14 protein-coding genes are annotated in these 14716 nt (G+C 71.5%); 6 read left to right on the top strand and 8 right to left on the bottom strand.

From position 1 onward, the window contains the following. Positions 1 to 36: 36 nt before the first annotated feature. Positions 37 to 1086 carry a putative sulfate exporter family transporter gene (locus tag QPJ90_RS08250; RefSeq protein ID WP_290133942.1) on the bottom strand — a complete coding sequence of 350 codons (1050 nt, stop codon included), beginning with the start codon at positions 1084 to 1086 and terminating at the stop codon, positions 37 to 39. A gap of 151 nt (positions 1087 to 1237) precedes the next feature. On the opposite strand from QPJ90_RS08250, the gene QPJ90_RS08245 reads away from it, so the two are divergent. Next, on the top strand, positions 1238 to 1846 hold the full coding sequence (locus QPJ90_RS08245; RefSeq protein ID WP_290133941.1) for a hypothetical protein: 609 nt from the start codon (positions 1238 to 1240) through the stop codon (positions 1844 to 1846). Positions 1847 to 2127: 281 nt separating this feature from the next. Beyond that, a complete protein-coding gene (locus QPJ90_RS08240; RefSeq protein ID WP_290133940.1) occupies positions 2128 to 2457 on the top strand; it encodes a hypothetical protein in 330 nt (109 codons plus the stop codon). Between the two features lie 94 nt (positions 2458 to 2551). Here QPJ90_RS08240 and QPJ90_RS08235 read toward each other — a convergent pair whose 3' ends face one another. After that, on the bottom strand, positions 2552 to 3382 hold the full coding sequence (locus QPJ90_RS08235) for an ABC transporter permease (RefSeq protein WP_290133939.1): 831 nt from the start codon (positions 3380 to 3382) through the stop codon (positions 2552 to 2554). Next, positions 3379 to 4299: an ABC transporter ATP-binding protein gene (locus tag QPJ90_RS08230; protein WP_290133938.1), complete on the bottom strand. Its 921-nt coding sequence runs from the start codon at positions 4297 to 4299 to the stop codon at positions 3379 to 3381. Before QPJ90_RS08230 ends, QPJ90_RS08235 begins: the two co-directional genes overlap by 4 nt. 323 nt (positions 4300 to 4622) lie before the next feature. Here QPJ90_RS08230 and QPJ90_RS08225 point away from each other — a divergent pair, with 323 nt between their 5' ends. Beyond that, complete coding sequence (locus QPJ90_RS08225; protein WP_290133937.1) at positions 4623 to 5084, top strand: DUF4383 domain-containing protein; 462 nt, start codon at positions 4623 to 4625, stop codon at positions 5082 to 5084. A 155-nt stretch (positions 5085 to 5239) separates the two neighbouring features. Here QPJ90_RS08225 and QPJ90_RS08220 read toward each other — a convergent pair whose 3' ends face one another. After that, positions 5240 to 6988, bottom strand: a complete 1749-nt coding sequence (locus QPJ90_RS08220) for an APC family permease (protein ID WP_290133936.1) — start codon at positions 6986 to 6988, stop codon at positions 5240 to 5242. A gap of 148 nt (positions 6989 to 7136) precedes the next feature. Between QPJ90_RS08220 and QPJ90_RS08215 the strand changes: the two genes are divergently transcribed. Beyond that, a complete protein-coding gene (locus QPJ90_RS08215) occupies positions 7137 to 8477 on the top strand; it encodes an NAD(P)/FAD-dependent oxidoreductase (protein ID WP_290133935.1) in 1341 nt (446 codons plus the stop codon). A 24-nt stretch (positions 8478 to 8501) separates the two neighbouring features. On the opposite strand, the gene QPJ90_RS08210 is transcribed toward QPJ90_RS08215, so the two are convergent. After that, entirely contained in the window at positions 8502 to 9392 is an 891-nt protein-coding gene (locus QPJ90_RS08210) for a LysR family transcriptional regulator (protein ID WP_290133934.1), read from the bottom strand. Positions 9393 to 9485: 93 nt separating this feature from the next. Here QPJ90_RS08210 and QPJ90_RS08205 point away from each other — a divergent pair, with 93 nt between their 5' ends. Beyond that, complete coding sequence (locus tag QPJ90_RS08205) at positions 9486 to 10253, top strand: SDR family NAD(P)-dependent oxidoreductase (RefSeq protein ID WP_290133933.1); 768 nt, start codon at positions 9486 to 9488, stop codon at positions 10251 to 10253. 275 nt (positions 10254 to 10528) lie between these two features. Here QPJ90_RS08205 and QPJ90_RS08200 read toward each other — a convergent pair whose 3' ends face one another. The 3 genes from QPJ90_RS08200 to QPJ90_RS08190 form a co-directional block, all read right to left on the bottom strand. Continuing rightward, positions 10529 to 11686, bottom strand: a complete 1158-nt coding sequence (locus QPJ90_RS08200; RefSeq protein ID WP_290133932.1) for a Gfo/Idh/MocA family oxidoreductase — start codon at positions 11684 to 11686, stop codon at positions 10529 to 10531. Beyond that, positions 11683 to 12498 (bottom strand): sugar phosphate isomerase/epimerase, encoded by an 816-nt coding sequence (locus tag QPJ90_RS08195; protein ID WP_290133931.1) that lies wholly within the window; start codon positions 12496 to 12498, stop codon positions 11683 to 11685. Before QPJ90_RS08195 ends, QPJ90_RS08200 begins: the two co-directional genes overlap by 4 nt. A gap of 109 nt (positions 12499 to 12607) precedes the next feature. Beyond that, entirely contained in the window at positions 12608 to 13975 is a 1368-nt protein-coding gene (locus QPJ90_RS08190; RefSeq protein ID WP_290133930.1) for an MFS transporter, read from the bottom strand. Between the two features lie 155 nt (positions 13976 to 14130). Here QPJ90_RS08190 and QPJ90_RS08185 point away from each other — a divergent pair, with 155 nt between their 5' ends. Continuing rightward, positions 14131 to 14715, top strand: a complete 585-nt coding sequence (locus QPJ90_RS08185; protein ID WP_290133929.1) for a TetR/AcrR family transcriptional regulator — start codon at positions 14131 to 14133, stop codon at positions 14713 to 14715. The last annotated feature ends 1 nt before the right edge of the window (position 14716 follow it).

Genomic DNA, 14716 nt, shown 5'->3' with positions numbered 1-14716 from the left:
CGGTCACACAAGGGCGTGCGTGACCGGGGTGCCCGGTCAGAGCATTCCGAACGCCGCCTGCACCCCGAGGCTCGTCCCCGCCACGAGCGCCCACAGCACGATGCCGAGCACCATCGGCCGGAACCCCGCCCGCCGGAGCGCACCGAAGTCCGTCGACACCCCGATCGCGGCGAGCGCCACGGTGATGAGGAACGTCGCCACGGACGCGAAACCGGGGGCAGCGGCCGCCGGCAGCACCCCGACGGTCCGGAGCAGCACGACCACGAGGAACCCGATCAGGAACCACGGGACCAACCGGAACACGCGGACGCCCCCGGCGCGACCGGCGGCGTCACCGACCGCAGCCTGTGTGCGGGCGGTGCGCCGCGCCTCCAGTCCGGCCAGCCCGATCACGATCGGGATGATCATCAGCGTGCGCACGAGCTTGACGACGACGGCGGTGTCGGTCGCCTGGCGACCGTAGACCGTCGCCGTCGCGACCACCGACGAGGTGTCGTTGACCGCCGTGCCGGCGAAGACGCCGAAGGCGTGCTGCGACAGGCCGAGCGCGTGTCCGAGCAGGGGGAAGAGGAACACCGCGGCGATGTTGCAGAGGAAGATCGTCGACATCGCGTACGCGACGTCCGCTCCGACGGCGCCGATGACGGGCGTGACGGCCGCGATCGCGGAGGCGCCACAGATGCCGGTGCCCACGCCGATCAGCGTCCGGAGCGTCGACGACACCCGGAGCGCTCGGCCGAGGAGCCAGGCACCGACCAGGCAGACGACGAGCGTGGTGAGCATCACCGGCAGCGTCTCGGCGCCGATCCGGAGGACCGCTCCGATCGAGAGCTGTGCACCGAGCAGCACCACGGCCGCCTGCAGCACCCGGCTCGACGCGAACTTCACGCCGGGGGCCAGGTTCCCGAGCTCCCCCTCCGTGCGACGGCGGACGAGCCAGCCGACGAGGACGCCGAGCACGACCGCCGGGACCGGACCGCCGACGACGGGCACCAGGGTGCCGACGACGGTCGCGACGATGCCGACAGCGAGGGCGACGACGATGCCGGGCAGGGCGGGACGGAGGGTGGCGAGGGGCGCTGGCACCGTCCCAGCATGGTCGTCTCGGACCGCGGTCGCCAGCGGCGGGGCCCGGCGACACCGCGACGACGGGGCGCGGCCCCGGCATCGCACCGGCGACGCGACCTGGAGGCACGGGTCGTGGACCGCACGCAGCACACGTGGGCAAGATGGCCGGGTGGAGTACGAGGCCGACCGGTGGGTGCAGCGGCTGCGGGACGGGGTGGCGCCTCCACGCTGGGGGCTCATCGTCGCAGTGGTCCTGCTCGTCGTGGTCGGAGGCGGGTCGCTCGCGCTCGAGGTCCCGCACCTCGACTGGTTCACGAGCGGACACCGCCGCCTGTCGTTCCTCCTGCTCCCGCTCGTGCTGCTGGTGTGGGGTGTCTGGATCGCCGTCGGGTCGCGCTCGCGCGGTCGGTCGGACCGCCGCACGCTCGCCCGCATCCGAGCACACGGGCCGGTGCGCTTCCACCTCCCCGTCGAGCCGGTCGGTGACCCCGCGCCGACGATCTGGACGGTGGACGGCAGCGGGTTGCACGGCTGGACGCCGGACAGCTCCGAGCCCGTGGCCGACCTGGCGTGGGACGACGTCGACCACATCGACCTCGTGACCGAGGAGCGACGCGGGCAACGGGTCGACGTCGCGCTCCGCATCACGCGGACGGACGACGGGGTCCTCGTGTTCCTCCCCCGGACGGCGCTCGGCCGCCCGTACACGGCCGGGCAGGTGAAGCTCGACGTCCTGATGCGCGTGCTGCGCTCGCTCCGACGCGAGCGCGCCCGCTGACGGTCCGGCGGGGTGCTGCACGTCCTGCCCGTCCTGCCACCAGCCTCGGCGACACTCCTCGCGGCCATGAGCGCGAGGAGTGTCGCTCACCGCGAGACTCGCGCGCCGCATCGCGAGACTCGCGCCCCGCTCGGGCTCCCCGGGATCGTCCGCCCGGCGCGGAACCGCACAGATGATCCACAGGTCGTGACGCACCGACGGGGTCGGACGTATCCTTGACTCCCGGAAGCAACGGCGGTTCCGCGTCCCCACCCTGATCCCTCCAGCACGAAGAGCTTCCCGTGTCCGAACACCGCATCGAGTACGTCGCCCGCGACCGCACGGGCATCACCGCCGTCGTCACGACCACGAGCGTCATCGACGTCGACACCGTGATCCGCAACATCAGCGCCGGTCACTCCGGCTACTACGTCGCCCGGAACTGGAAGCGCACGCCCGTCCGGAGTCTCACCTCGTTCGGCGGCGCGTACCTCTTCGCGAACTGGGACGGCTCGAAGCGGAACATGCTCCACGACCTCGCGTTCCCGAACCACACCCGCGCGGTACCGCTGACGGTCCGACGCCCGTCACGCCTCCGCGACGCCGTCGCGGCCCTGCTCGGCCGCCGCTGACGCCCGTCCCGCGACGGGGAGACGGCGGGAGGCCCGGACCACGTGAGCTGACCTGCTCGCGTGATCCGGGCCTCCCGTCGGTCCGTCGACGTCGTCAGACGTCGCGCGACCGCGCCGCGGCGAGCGCGATCGCGCCGATCACGACCACCTCGCCCGCGAGGACCCCGAAACCACCCCAACCGCCGAGGTGCAGGCCGTCGCCCTGCTGCGCACCCGAGTCGAACGTGTACAGCTGCGCCCCGGCGGAGGACGGCAGGAACTGCGAGGCGTCCATGATCCACTGCTGGTTGGTCAGCCCGCCGATGATCTGCACGATCGTCGGCAGGACGAGCAGGATGCCGAGCGTGATGGCGATGCCGCCCGCGCTCGACCGCACGAGGAGTCCGATGCCGAACGCCAGGAGCGCGACGAGCGTCACGTACACCGACGAGCCGAGGATCGGCATGAACACCGCCGGGTCCGCGAGGTCGGGGCGGATGTCCCGATCGGCCTGCAGCGCGGTGGTGATCGCGACGCCGATCCAGGTGGCGACGGCGCTGACCACGAAGGTCGTCAGCGCGAGGACGAACGCCTTCGCGAGCACGACGCCGGTGCGCCCGGGGTCCGCGGTGAAGGTGGACCGGATCTGCCCGGTGCCGTACTCCCCCGTGATGATGAGCACGCCGAGGACCCCGACGACGAGCGCGGTCAGCGACACACTGGCGGCGCTGACCTGCACGATGAGCTCGTTCGCCACGGCGGTCGGTGCACCACGCTGGACGCCGGTGTCGACGGCGCCGAGCAGGGAGGCCATCGCGAGGGTCAGGACGACGACGATGGCGTAGCACCAGACCGTCGACCGGATGCTGCGCAGCTTGATCCACTCGCTCCGGACGAGGCGCGGGAAGGAGAGGCTCGTGGAGCGGGGCATGGTGACGGCGCTCATCGGACGCCCTCCGATCGGTACTCGACGTCGTCGCGGGTGAGTGCCATGTAGGCCTCCTCGAGGCTGGCGCCCATCGGGGTGAGCTCGTGGATCGGTGCGCCGACCTGTGCGGCGACGTCGCCGATGCGCTGCGCGTCGGGGCCGACGACCACGAAGGCGCCGTCCTCGCGCGGGGTGATGGCGGACGCGGCGGAGCCGATCGCGCCGAAGAGCTGGTCGGGCGCGGGCGTCCGGACGAGCACGCGGTTGCCGCCTCCGTTGCCACCTCCCGCGACGAACTCGGCGATCGGGGCGTCGGCGAGCACCCGGCCGCGACCGAGCACGACGACACGGTCGGCCGTCTGCGCCATCTCGCTCATGAGGTGGCTGGAGAGGAACACGGTGCGGCCGTCGGCGGCCATGCGGCGGGCGAGCTGGCGGACCCAGAGGACGCCGTCGGGGTCGAGGCCGTTGACCGGCTCGTCGAGGATCAGGGTCTTCGGGTCACCGAGCAGTGCCGCCGCGATGCCGAGGCGCTGCCCCATGCCGAGCGAGAACCCACCGACGCGCTTCTTCGCGACCGCGTCGAGGCCGGTCATGTCGATGACCTCGTGCACCCGGGCCTTCGGGATGCCGTGCGTCGCCGCGAGTGCGAGCAGGTGGTTGTAGGCGCTCCGCCCGGAGTGGACCGCCTTCGCCTCGAGCAGCGCCCCGACCTGCCGGAGCGGGTCGGAGAAGCTGCGGTAGGGCGCGCCGTTGACGATCGCCCTCCCCGAGGTGGGGCGGTCGAGGCCCATGATCATGCGCATCGTCGTGGACTTGCCCGCGCCGTTCGGCCCGAGGAAGCCGGTGACGCTCCCGGGTCGGACGACGAACGAGACGTCGTTCACGGCGATCTTCTGGCCGTAGTGCTTGGTGAGGTGCTCGACTTCGATCACGCAGCCAACGCTAGGGGGACGCTCAGGCCACGCGCGTCCCCCGCACGACGGAGATCTGGTCCGAGCCACGCACCCCCAGAAGGAGGGGGGCCAGTCCGCCGAGCGCAGTGACCCGAACCGGGTCCACAGGCAACGTGCAGGCTGGACCGGCACAGCACACCTGGAGCACGACGGAGCAGCAGCCGGCACGGCAGGAGTTCGCACGAGCCCCTCCAAACCACCGGATGGTCCGCTCCGAAGAACCTGTGCGACTGGGACAGTTCCGTGGCGATCTCCGCCTCGGGCCCATCGAGTTCGAACCCACCGTTCGGAAGGACCGCACCATGACCGCACACACCTCCCCCGCCCGCACCGGCTTCGCAGCCACGCTGACCCAGAAGGTCGCGCTGCTGTTCGGCGTCGTGTTCCTGCTCGTCGGCATCGCCGGCTTCATCCCGGGCCTCACGATGGACATGGGCTCGATGTCGATGGCCGGCCACGGCTCGATGGCCCTGCTCGTCGGCGTCTTCCAGGTCTCCGTCCTGCACAACATCGTGCACCTGCTCTTCGGCGTCGTCGGCGTCGTCGCCGCCCGCTCCCACGTCGGCTCGCGGAACTACCTCGTGATCGGCGGCATCGTCTACTTCGTCGTCTTCATCTACGGCCTGTTCACGGCAGGCATGGCGACCGGCGCGAACTTCGTGCCGCTGAACAGCGCGGACAACGTGCTGCACCTCATCCTCGCGGTCGCGATGGTCGTCCTCGGCCTCGTCGTCCCGCGCATCGGCGCGCGCACCGCGCGCTGACGTCGTCGGGTGGGCCGGGCGACCGGCCCACCTGCGGTCGCCGGGGATCAGGGGTGGCCACACGACGGCCTGGAGGCCCGGTACCAGCTGGTACCGGGCCTCCAGTGCGTCAGGCGGTCACGTCGGCCGCGGGGCGGACGTGCAGTGCTCGGACCTCAGCCGTCGCGACGGTCGTCGCGACGTGAGCGCGTCCGCTGGAAGCGCTTGCCCGTCTCCTCGTCCACGGCGATGCTGCCGGTCGGCAGGTTCGACATGTCCGGCGCGATGACCGTCGGCTCGCGGCCGGAGTCCGGCAGACCCATCGTCGGGAGGCCCTCGGGGGTGTCGAGCACGAGCACGGGGGTCCGGGCCGTGAGCGTCCGGCCCGCGAAGAAGTCGGGCGACCGCAGCCACCACACCACCATGAGCACGACGCCGATCAGGATCGCGCCGATCCCGACCACCGCGACCGCTCCGATCCCGAGGATGGTGACGTCGTGGCCGGCGTCGTCCTGCAGCCAGTCGGGCTGAGCGAACTGCACGAGGCCGTAGACGAACGTCACGGCGAGGACGATCCCGCCGGCGAGGGGAACCAGGCCGCGCATGACGGCGTTCCGGACGCTCGAGAACAGGGTCCGCCGGTACACCCACACGCACGCGAACCCGGTGAGGCCGTAGTAGAACGCGATCATCAGGCCGACCGACCCGATGAGGGCGGTGAGCAGGTTCGTCGAGATGACGGTGAAGAGCACGTAGAACCCGATGGACGCGAGGCCCATGCCGACCGTCGACCACGTCGGGGTCAGGAACCGCTTGTGGATCCGGGCGAACTGGGTCGGCAGTGCCTTGTACGCGGCCATCGAGAGCGCGGTGCGGGCGGTGGGCAGGATCGTCGTCTGGGTGGACGCCGACGCAGAGGTCAGGATCGAGAACGCGAGCAGTGCCATCGCGGCGTGCCCGATGAACGAGTCGCCGAAGAGCGTGGGGCCGATGGCCGAGAACACGTCGTCCGCGTTGGTCTGCGACCCGAGGCCGATGCCCTTCGTGCCGACCCCGGCGAACGCGATCGCGGCGATGGACACCAGCGCGTAGATCACGAGCAGCAGCACGGTGCTGATGACCGCGGCGCGACCGGGGGTCTTCTCAGGGTCCTTCGTCTCCTCGTTGAGCGACACCGCGGTGTCCCAGCCCCAGTAGATGAAGATCGCGGTGAGCATGGCGGGCGCGATCACGGACCCGAAGTCCATGCCGCTCGGCCAGAGCCAGCTGAGCGACGGGGTGATCGATCCGTCGACGCCGTGGCCGGTGCCGACCCGGACCAGGGCGACCGACGCGAACATCACGAGGACCAGCACCTCGACGCCGAGCAGCACGTACTGCAGGCGAGCCGAGACCTCGACGCCGACGTAGCAGATGAAGGTCATCACGGCGATCCAGAGCACGCCGGCCACCGTCGACCAGAGGGTGCTGCTCCCCAGCGCGCTGATCGCCTGGTCGTTCGTCATCACCCCGACGAAGGTGTACCCGTACGAGCCGGCGATCTGCGCGAGGTTCGCCATCACGATGATGTCCGCGGCGATGATGCCCCAGCCGCCGAGCCACCCCGTGACCGCCCCGAACGCCCGGGTCGCCCACGTGAAGGTCGTGCCGCAGTCCGGGTCCTCCTTGTTGAGCTCCTGGTAGGCCACGGCGATCATCCACATCGGGATGAACGCGAGCAGCATGATCGCCGGCGCCTTGACGCCCGCGAGCAGCGCCCCGCCGCTCGCGACCACCAGGCCGAGGCTCGCAGCCAGGCTGTACGCCGGCGCCGTGGACGAGATGCCCATGACGACGCTGCCGAACAGGCCGAGCGCGCCCGTCCGGAGGCCCTTGTCGACCGCCGTCGTGTCGGTGGCCGCAGTCACCACTCCGCCGTCCCGCATGACCAGCCACCTCTCGGATGTGTCACGCGACGAAATCCGTCGCCGAGGATCCACTGCACCGTGCATCCGAGCACTGAAACTAGCGCCTCGCGACGGGATCCGCACTACCCTGTGATGATCGTGATCCGCCGCCGAGAGGAGCACCAGCGTGGGAACCGCCTCGTGGGACGTCGTCGTGGTGGGTGCGGGGGTGGCCGGGCTCACCGCGGCACGGCTGCTGCAGGACGCCGGGCGCCGGGTCGTGGTGCTCGAGGCGCGCGACCGTGTCGGCGGGCGGGTGCACACCGAGCGGACCGGCGGGCAGGTCACCGACCGCGGGGCGTCGTGGATCCACGGGATCGACGGCAGCGCGGTCGCGGACGCGGTGCGGGCGTTCGGGCTGCCGACCGTGGAGTTCACCGTCGGCGGCTACCAGGTGGACGGCCGTCCGATCGCGTACCACGCGCCGGACGGCCGCCGTGTGTCCGACGCCGAGGCCGTACGGTTCGCCGACGACGTGCACGCCGTCGACCGGACCCTCGTGGACGTCATCGCGGTGTCGGCCCCGGCGGACTCGTACCGCATGGTCGTCGAACGGGCGGTGGCCGCGCAGGGGTGGGACGCCGAACGCGCCGAGCGGGTCCGCGAACACCTCGAGCACCGCAGCGAGGAGCAGTACGGGGTGGGCGCGGACGAGCTGGCGGCGCACGGCCTCGACGACGACACCATCGAGGGTGACGAGGTCGTGTTCCCGCACGGGTACGACGAGCTGCCGGCGCACCTCGCCGAGGGGCTCGACGTTCGGCTCGGGCACACCGTCACCGCGGTGTCGCGCGGTCTCGGAGGGGTCGTCGTCACGGTCGACGACGGCGCACGCTCCACGCCGTTCGCCGCGGGCAGCGCGGTCGTGACCGTGCCCGTCGGTGTGCTGCAAGCGGGCACGATCACGTTCGACCCGCCGCTTCCTGATCGACACCGGGAGGCCCTCGGCCACCTACGGATGAACGCCTTCGAGAAGGTGGTGCTGCGGTTCCCGGAGCGGTTCTGGGACGAGGACGTGTACGCGGTCCGCCAGCTCGGTCCCGAGGGATCGTGGTGGCACTCCTGGTACGACCTCACCCGGATCGACGGCGAGCCGACGCTGCTGACGTTCGCGGCGGGGCCGGCGGGGCGGGCGATCCGCGGGTGGTCCGCCGAGCGGGTCGCCGCGTCGGTGCTCGACCAGCTGCGACGGCTGTACGGCGACCGGGTGGCCGCGCCGACCTCGGTGCTCGTGACCGCGTGGCAGGACGACCCGTGGGCGCTCGGGTCCTACGCGCACATGCTGCCGGGGTCGACCACTGCCGACCACGACGACCTCGCGGAGCCGATCGACGGCGTGCTGCACCTGGCTGGCGAGGCCACGTGGACGGACGACCCGGCGACGGTGTCGGCAGCGCTGTGCTCGGGGCACCGTGCGGCCGAGCGGGTCCTCGGGCACGCCGTGCCGGTCGAGCGGCTCTGGGCCTGATCTGCGCCCGCTGTACGCGCCGGCTCAGGCGGTCGCGGCCTCGGAGTCGTCCTCGATCCGGAGCGCCGTCGCGACGAGCTGGTCGACCTCCGGTGTGCGCCGCCCCTCGGGCCAGCCGAGCACGGTCGTGGCGATCGGCGCATCGAGCACGGGCACCGCGGAGTGCTCCGGCCACTGCCACGCACGGCTCGACCGGGGGATGACGAGGAGCGTGCGGCCGAGGGCGACGAGCTGGGCGAGCTGCGACTGCGAGTGCACCTCCGGGCCCGGACCCGGCGGGTAGCTCCAGTCGGCGAGGGGCCACCGGGCGATCGGGAGATCGGGTACGGACGACACCTCCGCCATCGTCAGCGAGCGGCGTGCGGCGAGCGGGTGCGACGACGGCACGATCGCGACCTGCGGCTCGGAGTGCAGGTCGACGGACTCGATGCCGGTGAAGTCGTCGAACGGACGGTGCATCACCGCGACGTCCGCCGTACCGTCGAGCAGGAGCCCCGCCTGCTCGCCGATCTCGCACAGCTCGACGTCGATCGGGACGGCGTCTGGGACACCGGCGTCGACGGCGGCCTGGTGTGTGTCGAGCAGGGACTGCAGGAACGCGTGCGACGATCCGGCCTTCGTCGCGAGCACGAGCCGCCGCTCCGGAGCACCCGCGCGGCGTGCCCGCCGGACGGCCGCGCGCACGCTGTCGAGGGCGGCAGGAGCGTCACGGAGGAGCACCTCACCCGCCGGGGTCAGGCGCACGCCACGTCGATCGCGGTCGAAGAGCTGCACGCCGATCCGCGCCTCGAGCTGCCGGATCGCACGCGACAACGGCGGCTGCGCCATCCCGAGTCGGAGCGCTGCTCGTCCGAAGTGTCGCTCCTCCGCCACGGCCAGGAAGTACCGGAGCTCGCGGGTCTCGACGTCGTCCACGTCCAGAGCGTACGCCCGGTGATACCCGTGGGGTACCACCGATGACCGGATTGGTGTTGGACACAGCGACCTGCTCGGACCGACGATCGGGTCATGGACGAGCACGACGACGCAACAGCCACGACAGCCACGACAGCCACGAACGACAGGACCACCGCGCTGGTGACGGGCGCGAACAAGGGCATCGGGTACGCGATCGCCGAGGGCCTCGGCGCCCGGGGCCTCCGCGTGCTGGTGGGTGCCCGTGACGACGACAGTCGGTCGGCGGCCGTCGAACGGCTGCGCACGCAGGGCATCGACGCGCACGGCGTCCGGATCGACGTCACGGACGACGACGGGGTCGTCGCTGCCGCCGCGGAGGTCGAGCGGCGGTTCGGGCGTCTCGACGTCCTCGTGAACAACGCGGGCATCTCGGGTCCGTTCGACCCCGTCACCTGGACGCAGGACCCGACGACGCTCGACCTCGACGTGGTCCGCCAGGTGGTCGACGTCAACGTCTACGGGGTGGTCCGCGTGACGAACGCGTTCCTGCCGCTGCTCCGCCGCTCCTCCGCGCCGAGGATCGTCAACGCCTCGAGCAGCATGGGTTCGCTCGGCCGGCAGCCCGGGCCGGTCATGGCCGCGTACGCGCCCTCGAAGACCTTCCTCAACGGCATCACCACCCAGTACGCCCGGACCTTCGCGGACACGCCGATCATCGTGAACGCGGCCTGCCCCGGCCTCGTCGCGACGGACTTCAACGGCTTCGCAGGCGACCGGACGGCCGCGCAGGGCGCGGCGACCGCCATCCGGCTCGCCATCCTGCCCGACGACGGCCCCCGCGGCGGGTTCTTCGAGGACGACGGCGTCGTCCCCTGGTGAGCCGCGGCGTCGCCGCGCTGACGCGAGACTCGCCAGGACGGACAGTTCCGCGGCCGCGGAGCCGCGGAACTGTCCGCCGAGCCGAGACTCGGGGACCGGGCAGGTCGGCCTGGCCCGGCACGGTGCGGCGCGCGCCGTGACGGACGGACGGGAAGCCCTGCCCGTTCCGCACACAGCGGACGTGAGCAGGGCCTCTCCCCACCGACACGGCCTGCACGCCGCTGGCGCGTCGCGCAGGAACCGGCGGCGTAGGCCCTGGTCGCGACCGCGGGTCGTCAGACCGCGGCGGCGACCGTGTCGAGCGTGGCCGCGAAGGGGTCGAAGCCCTCGGGCAGCGATGCGATCGGCGCGACGGTGGACTCGACGTCGACGAACGCGCGGCGCTCGACGGACTCCTCCACCGCGACCATCGTGTCGAGGACGTGGTAGCCGACCTCGCCCGTCGCGATGTGCGAGCCGCCGCCACGGATCGCCCGCGCCATGTCGAGCACGCCGAGCCCACGGCCGGCGGTGGGCTCCTCGTCGAGGACGGTCTCCCACTCCTGCTCGAACGGGAACGAGACGTCGGCACCGAGCGGCCGTGCGATGCGGATCGGGTGCCCGCCGCCGAAGGTGTTCGGGTCGGGCAGGACGATCGTGCCCTCGGTGCCGTTCACCTCGAAGACGCCGTGTCGGAACAGCGGGGTGTCGAACGAGAGCAGCGACTGGGCGGAGCCGCCCTGCTCGAACGAGGTCAGGACGGAGAGGTGGGTGGGCACCTCGACCGGGAACTCCTGACCGGCGTTCGGCCCGACGACGAGCTGGCGGGTGTCCCGCGACGTCGAGCCGGTCGCGACGACCGACGCGATCGGGCCGAGCAGGTGCACGAGCGCCGTGAAGTAGTACGGGCCCATGTCGAAGAGCGGACCGGCGCCCTTCGCGTAGAGGAACGACGCGTTCGGGTGGAACACGTCCGGCCCCTGCCACTGGAAGCTCGTCACCGCGGTGAGCGGGGTGCCGATCGCGCCGGACTCGATCGCGCGCTTGGCGGTCTGCCACCCGGAGCCGAGCACGGTGTCGGGCGCGATGCCGAGCCCCAGCCCGAGCGACTCGGCGAGGGCGACGAGCCCGGCGGCGGACGCACGGTCGACCCCGATCGGCTTCTCGCTCCACACGTGCTTGCCGGCGCGGAGGGCGGCGGCCGAGACCTCGACGTGCGTCGCCGGGAGCGTGAGGTTGACGACGATCTCGACGTCCGGGTCCGCGAGGACGTCGTCGCCGGTGCCGGACGCTGCGACGCCCCACTTCGCGGCCGACGCCGCCGCACGCTCGCTGTCGATGTCGCCGATGCGGACGACCTCGACGTCGGGGAACTTCGTGAGGTTCGTCAGGTACTGCTCGCTGATCATGCCGGCGCCGATGAAGCCGACGCCGACCTTCCCGGTGCGGGTCATGCGGAGACCGCTTCCTTGTTCAGCGTGGCGTCGAGCCACCGGTAGGACTGCTCGACCCCGTCGAAGATCTCCCCGTCGAACCCGTCGAACTCGATGACGGCGTACTCGAGCGCAGGGGATGCGGCGATGGCTTCGGCGAGGCGGACGTCGCCCTGGCCGGCCGGGGTCTGGTCGGTCGGGATCGACGCGGTGGAGATCCCGTCGTGCATCGGCCCGTCCTTCACGTGTACGGCGATGATCCGGTCCCCGAGCTCCTGGATGAACGGCACGAGGTCGATGCCGGCGGCCGACGCCCAGTACAGGTCGAGCTCGAGCACGACACGGGGATCGAGCAGCTCGGCGAGCACCTGGAGTGCTGGCTTGCCGTCGATCTGCGGCCGGAGCTCGTGGTCGTGGTTGTGGTAGCCGACGCGCATGCCGTGCTCGGCGGCCTCGGCGGCGGCTTCGTTCAGCCGCGCAGCGACGCGCTCGACACCCTCGCGCGTGGTCCACTCGTCGGCGCCGACGAACGGGTCGATCACGATCTCGAGGCCGAGCTCAGCCGCGGCGGCGAAGGTCTCGGCGTGGGACGGTGCGGTCATCACGGAGCCGTCGGGCAGCGGGATCTCCTGCTGCACGAGGAAGGCGTGACCGGTCTTCGCGGTGATGCCGTGCGCGTCGAAGGCCCGCTTGAGTTCGGCGGACCGGCCGACGAACGCGAAGGCCTCGACGGTGTCGAAGCCGATCTCGGCGAGGCGGCGGACGCCGCCGTCGAGGTCGGGCGCCAGCGCGGCGTTCACCGTGTAGAGCTGCAGGGAGATGGCGGGTGCCATGGTGGGTCCTTTCTGCCCGCGTCGTCGCGGGGTGGCGGTGACGGCCTGGAGGCGCGACTCGCGTCGTCGACGCGGGTCGCGCCTCCAGGTTGTTGCGGTTGGTCAGCCGCTACTTGACCGACTTGATGGGGAAGATGACGAGGGCTCCGAGCAGGACCGCGACGCCGGCACCCCAGAGCATGAGCGTGTAGTTCTGCCCGCCGCCGATGCCGAGGAGGAAGAGACCGACGGCCGGAGCGAGCGACTGCGGCAGCGCGTTGGCGATGTTGATGACACCGAGGTCCTTGCCGGGACGCTCCGGGTCGGGCAGGACGTCCACGACGAGCGCGGTGTCGATCGCGGCGTAGATGCCGTAGGCGAAGCCGAGGACGATCTCCGCGAAGTAGAACCCGCCGACCGAGTCGACGTGCGCCAGGATCACCAGGCCGACCGCGGTGAGGGCAGTGGAGCTCCAGACGAAGACCTTGCGGCGCCCGAGGCGGTCCGACACCCAGCCGGAGAGCGCGGCGCTGGCGAGCAGGGCGACGGTGTAGAGGAGCACACCGAACGCGACGACCGCCACGGCGTCCTTCTGCGCGAGACCGATCCGGTCCTGCATGTAGAGGAGGCGGTAGGTCGTGAACATGAACGTGCCGAAGGTGATGAGGAAGCGGCCCCACCAGGCGAGTCCGAAGTCCGGGTGCCTGATCGGGTTCGTCCAGAACGAGCTGATGAGGTTGATCCAGCTGAACGGCTTGATGGTCGTCGTCGGCAGCTCGTCGCGGGCGACGAACGCGTAGATCAGGACGGCGATGATCGCCAGGACGCCGGGTGCGATGAACAGCAGCGGCAGGTTGCCGACGAGGTAGACGGCCAGGTAGAGGCCGGCCAGGATCGCGATGTTCTGCGCGAGCGCGATGACGCTCGACGCCTTGCCACGCTGGAACTCCGGCACGTTGTCCGCGAAGCTCGCAGTGAGGGTGGCGAGCACCGTGTTGGCGGCGATCTGCGCCAGCAACCACCCGAGGGTGAGCTGCAGCACGCTGTCCGAGAACGCGATCCAGGCGAGAGCGCCGACGAAGACGACGACACCGCCGACCATGTAGGGGCGGCGACGCCCCCAGCGGGTGCGCGTGCGGTCCGAGATCGCGCCCAGCAACGGGTTGGCGAACAGGGCACCGAGGGCACCGAACGGCAACACCGATCCGACGACGGTCTCGGGGCTGCTCGGGTTGAGCTGCTCGGCCTTGATCGACATGCTCACGAAGACCGGGGTGAGCAGGGCGACGAACAGGCCGAACTGGGCGAAGCTCAGTGCCCAGAGGTAGCCGCGACCGACGCGGACCGCGCTCACGGCCTGCGTGATGCCCTCGACCGAGAACGCACGCGATGCCGCTGCCGGGTCGGCGCTCGTCGCGCCGGCGGCCGCGGTGACCGGCGGGGTGGCGGTGCCGGCGAGACCGGACTTGGGTTCTTCCTTCGACGTCGGTGTCGACATGACTCCTCCTCGAGCCACAGGGGCTGGTGCCCATCTGAATACCTAGTGCTGGTAGGTGACGGTGACAGTAGCACCGAAAACCTCCGCGCGGAAGTTTTTTGCCCGACTGTTTCGCGGCTGCACTTCCCCCAGCCGGCGCGCCGTAGCCTGGAGGCGTGAGTTCCAACGGGGGAAGCGGCGTCCGGGGCCCGTACGCCAAGGGGATCCAGCGGCGACAGGAGATCCTCGACCGGACGCTCGACGTTGTCGCGAACCGCGGGATCGACGGCACCTCGCTCCGGGCCATCGGCGACGCGATCGGCATCTCGCACGCGGCGCTCCGGCACTACTTCTCGTCACGCGAGGCCCTGCTCGTCGAGGTCCTCCGGGAGCGGGACGTCCTCTCGGGCAAGACCCTCACCGAGGTCCCGGGGGTCGTCGCCGGCATGACCGCAGTGGCCGACCGGAACGTGCAGGAGCCGGCCCTCGTGACGCTCTACACGACGCTGCTCGGCGCCTCCGTCGAGCCGGGGAACGAGGAGGCGCGGGTGTTCTTCACGGAGCGGTTCGACTCGGCACGGGCGGACCTCGCGGCGCAGCTCCGGGACGAGCTCGTGGCGTCGGGGCGGTACTCGGACGCGGACCTCGAGCAGGTGGCGTCGCTCATCATCGCGGCGTTCGACGGGCTGCAGGTGCAGTGGTTGCTCGACCGGAGCATCGACATCGCGGGGACGCTGCGGTTGCTCGAGCGGGTGCTCTGAG

It is taken from the genome of Curtobacterium sp. 458, from assembly GCF_030406605.1.
Classification (GTDB): domain Bacteria; phylum Actinomycetota; class Actinomycetes; order Actinomycetales; family Microbacteriaceae; genus Curtobacterium.
This window is presented reverse-complemented; position numbering and strand designations above follow the sequence as displayed.

What these genes read in the sequence shown, in the direction of transcription:
- QPJ90_RS08190 (WP_290133930.1), bottom strand. Translation starts at nt 13,975, where the DNA reads ATGTCGACACCGACGTCGAAGGAAGAACCCAAGTCCGGTCTCGCCGGC.
- QPJ90_RS08235 (WP_290133939.1), bottom strand. Translation starts at nt 3,382, where the DNA reads ATGAGCGCCGTCACCATGCCCCGCTCCACGAGCCTCTCCTTCCCGCGC.
- QPJ90_RS08195 (WP_290133931.1), bottom strand. Translation starts at nt 12,498, where the DNA reads ATGGCACCCGCCATCTCCCTGCAGCTCTACACGGTGAACGCCGCGCTG.
- QPJ90_RS08205 (WP_290133933.1), top strand. Translation starts at nt 9,486, where the DNA reads ATGGACGAGCACGACGACGCAACAGCCACGACAGCCACGACAGCCACG.
- QPJ90_RS08200 (WP_290133932.1), bottom strand. Translation starts at nt 11,686, where the DNA reads ATGACCCGCACCGGGAAGGTCGGCGTCGGCTTCATCGGCGCCGGCATG.
- QPJ90_RS08225 (WP_290133937.1), top strand. Translation starts at nt 4,623, where the DNA reads ATGACCGCACACACCTCCCCCGCCCGCACCGGCTTCGCAGCCACGCTG.
- QPJ90_RS08220 (WP_290133936.1), bottom strand. Translation starts at nt 6,988, where the DNA reads ATGCGGGACGGCGGAGTGGTGACTGCGGCCACCGACACGACGGCGGTC.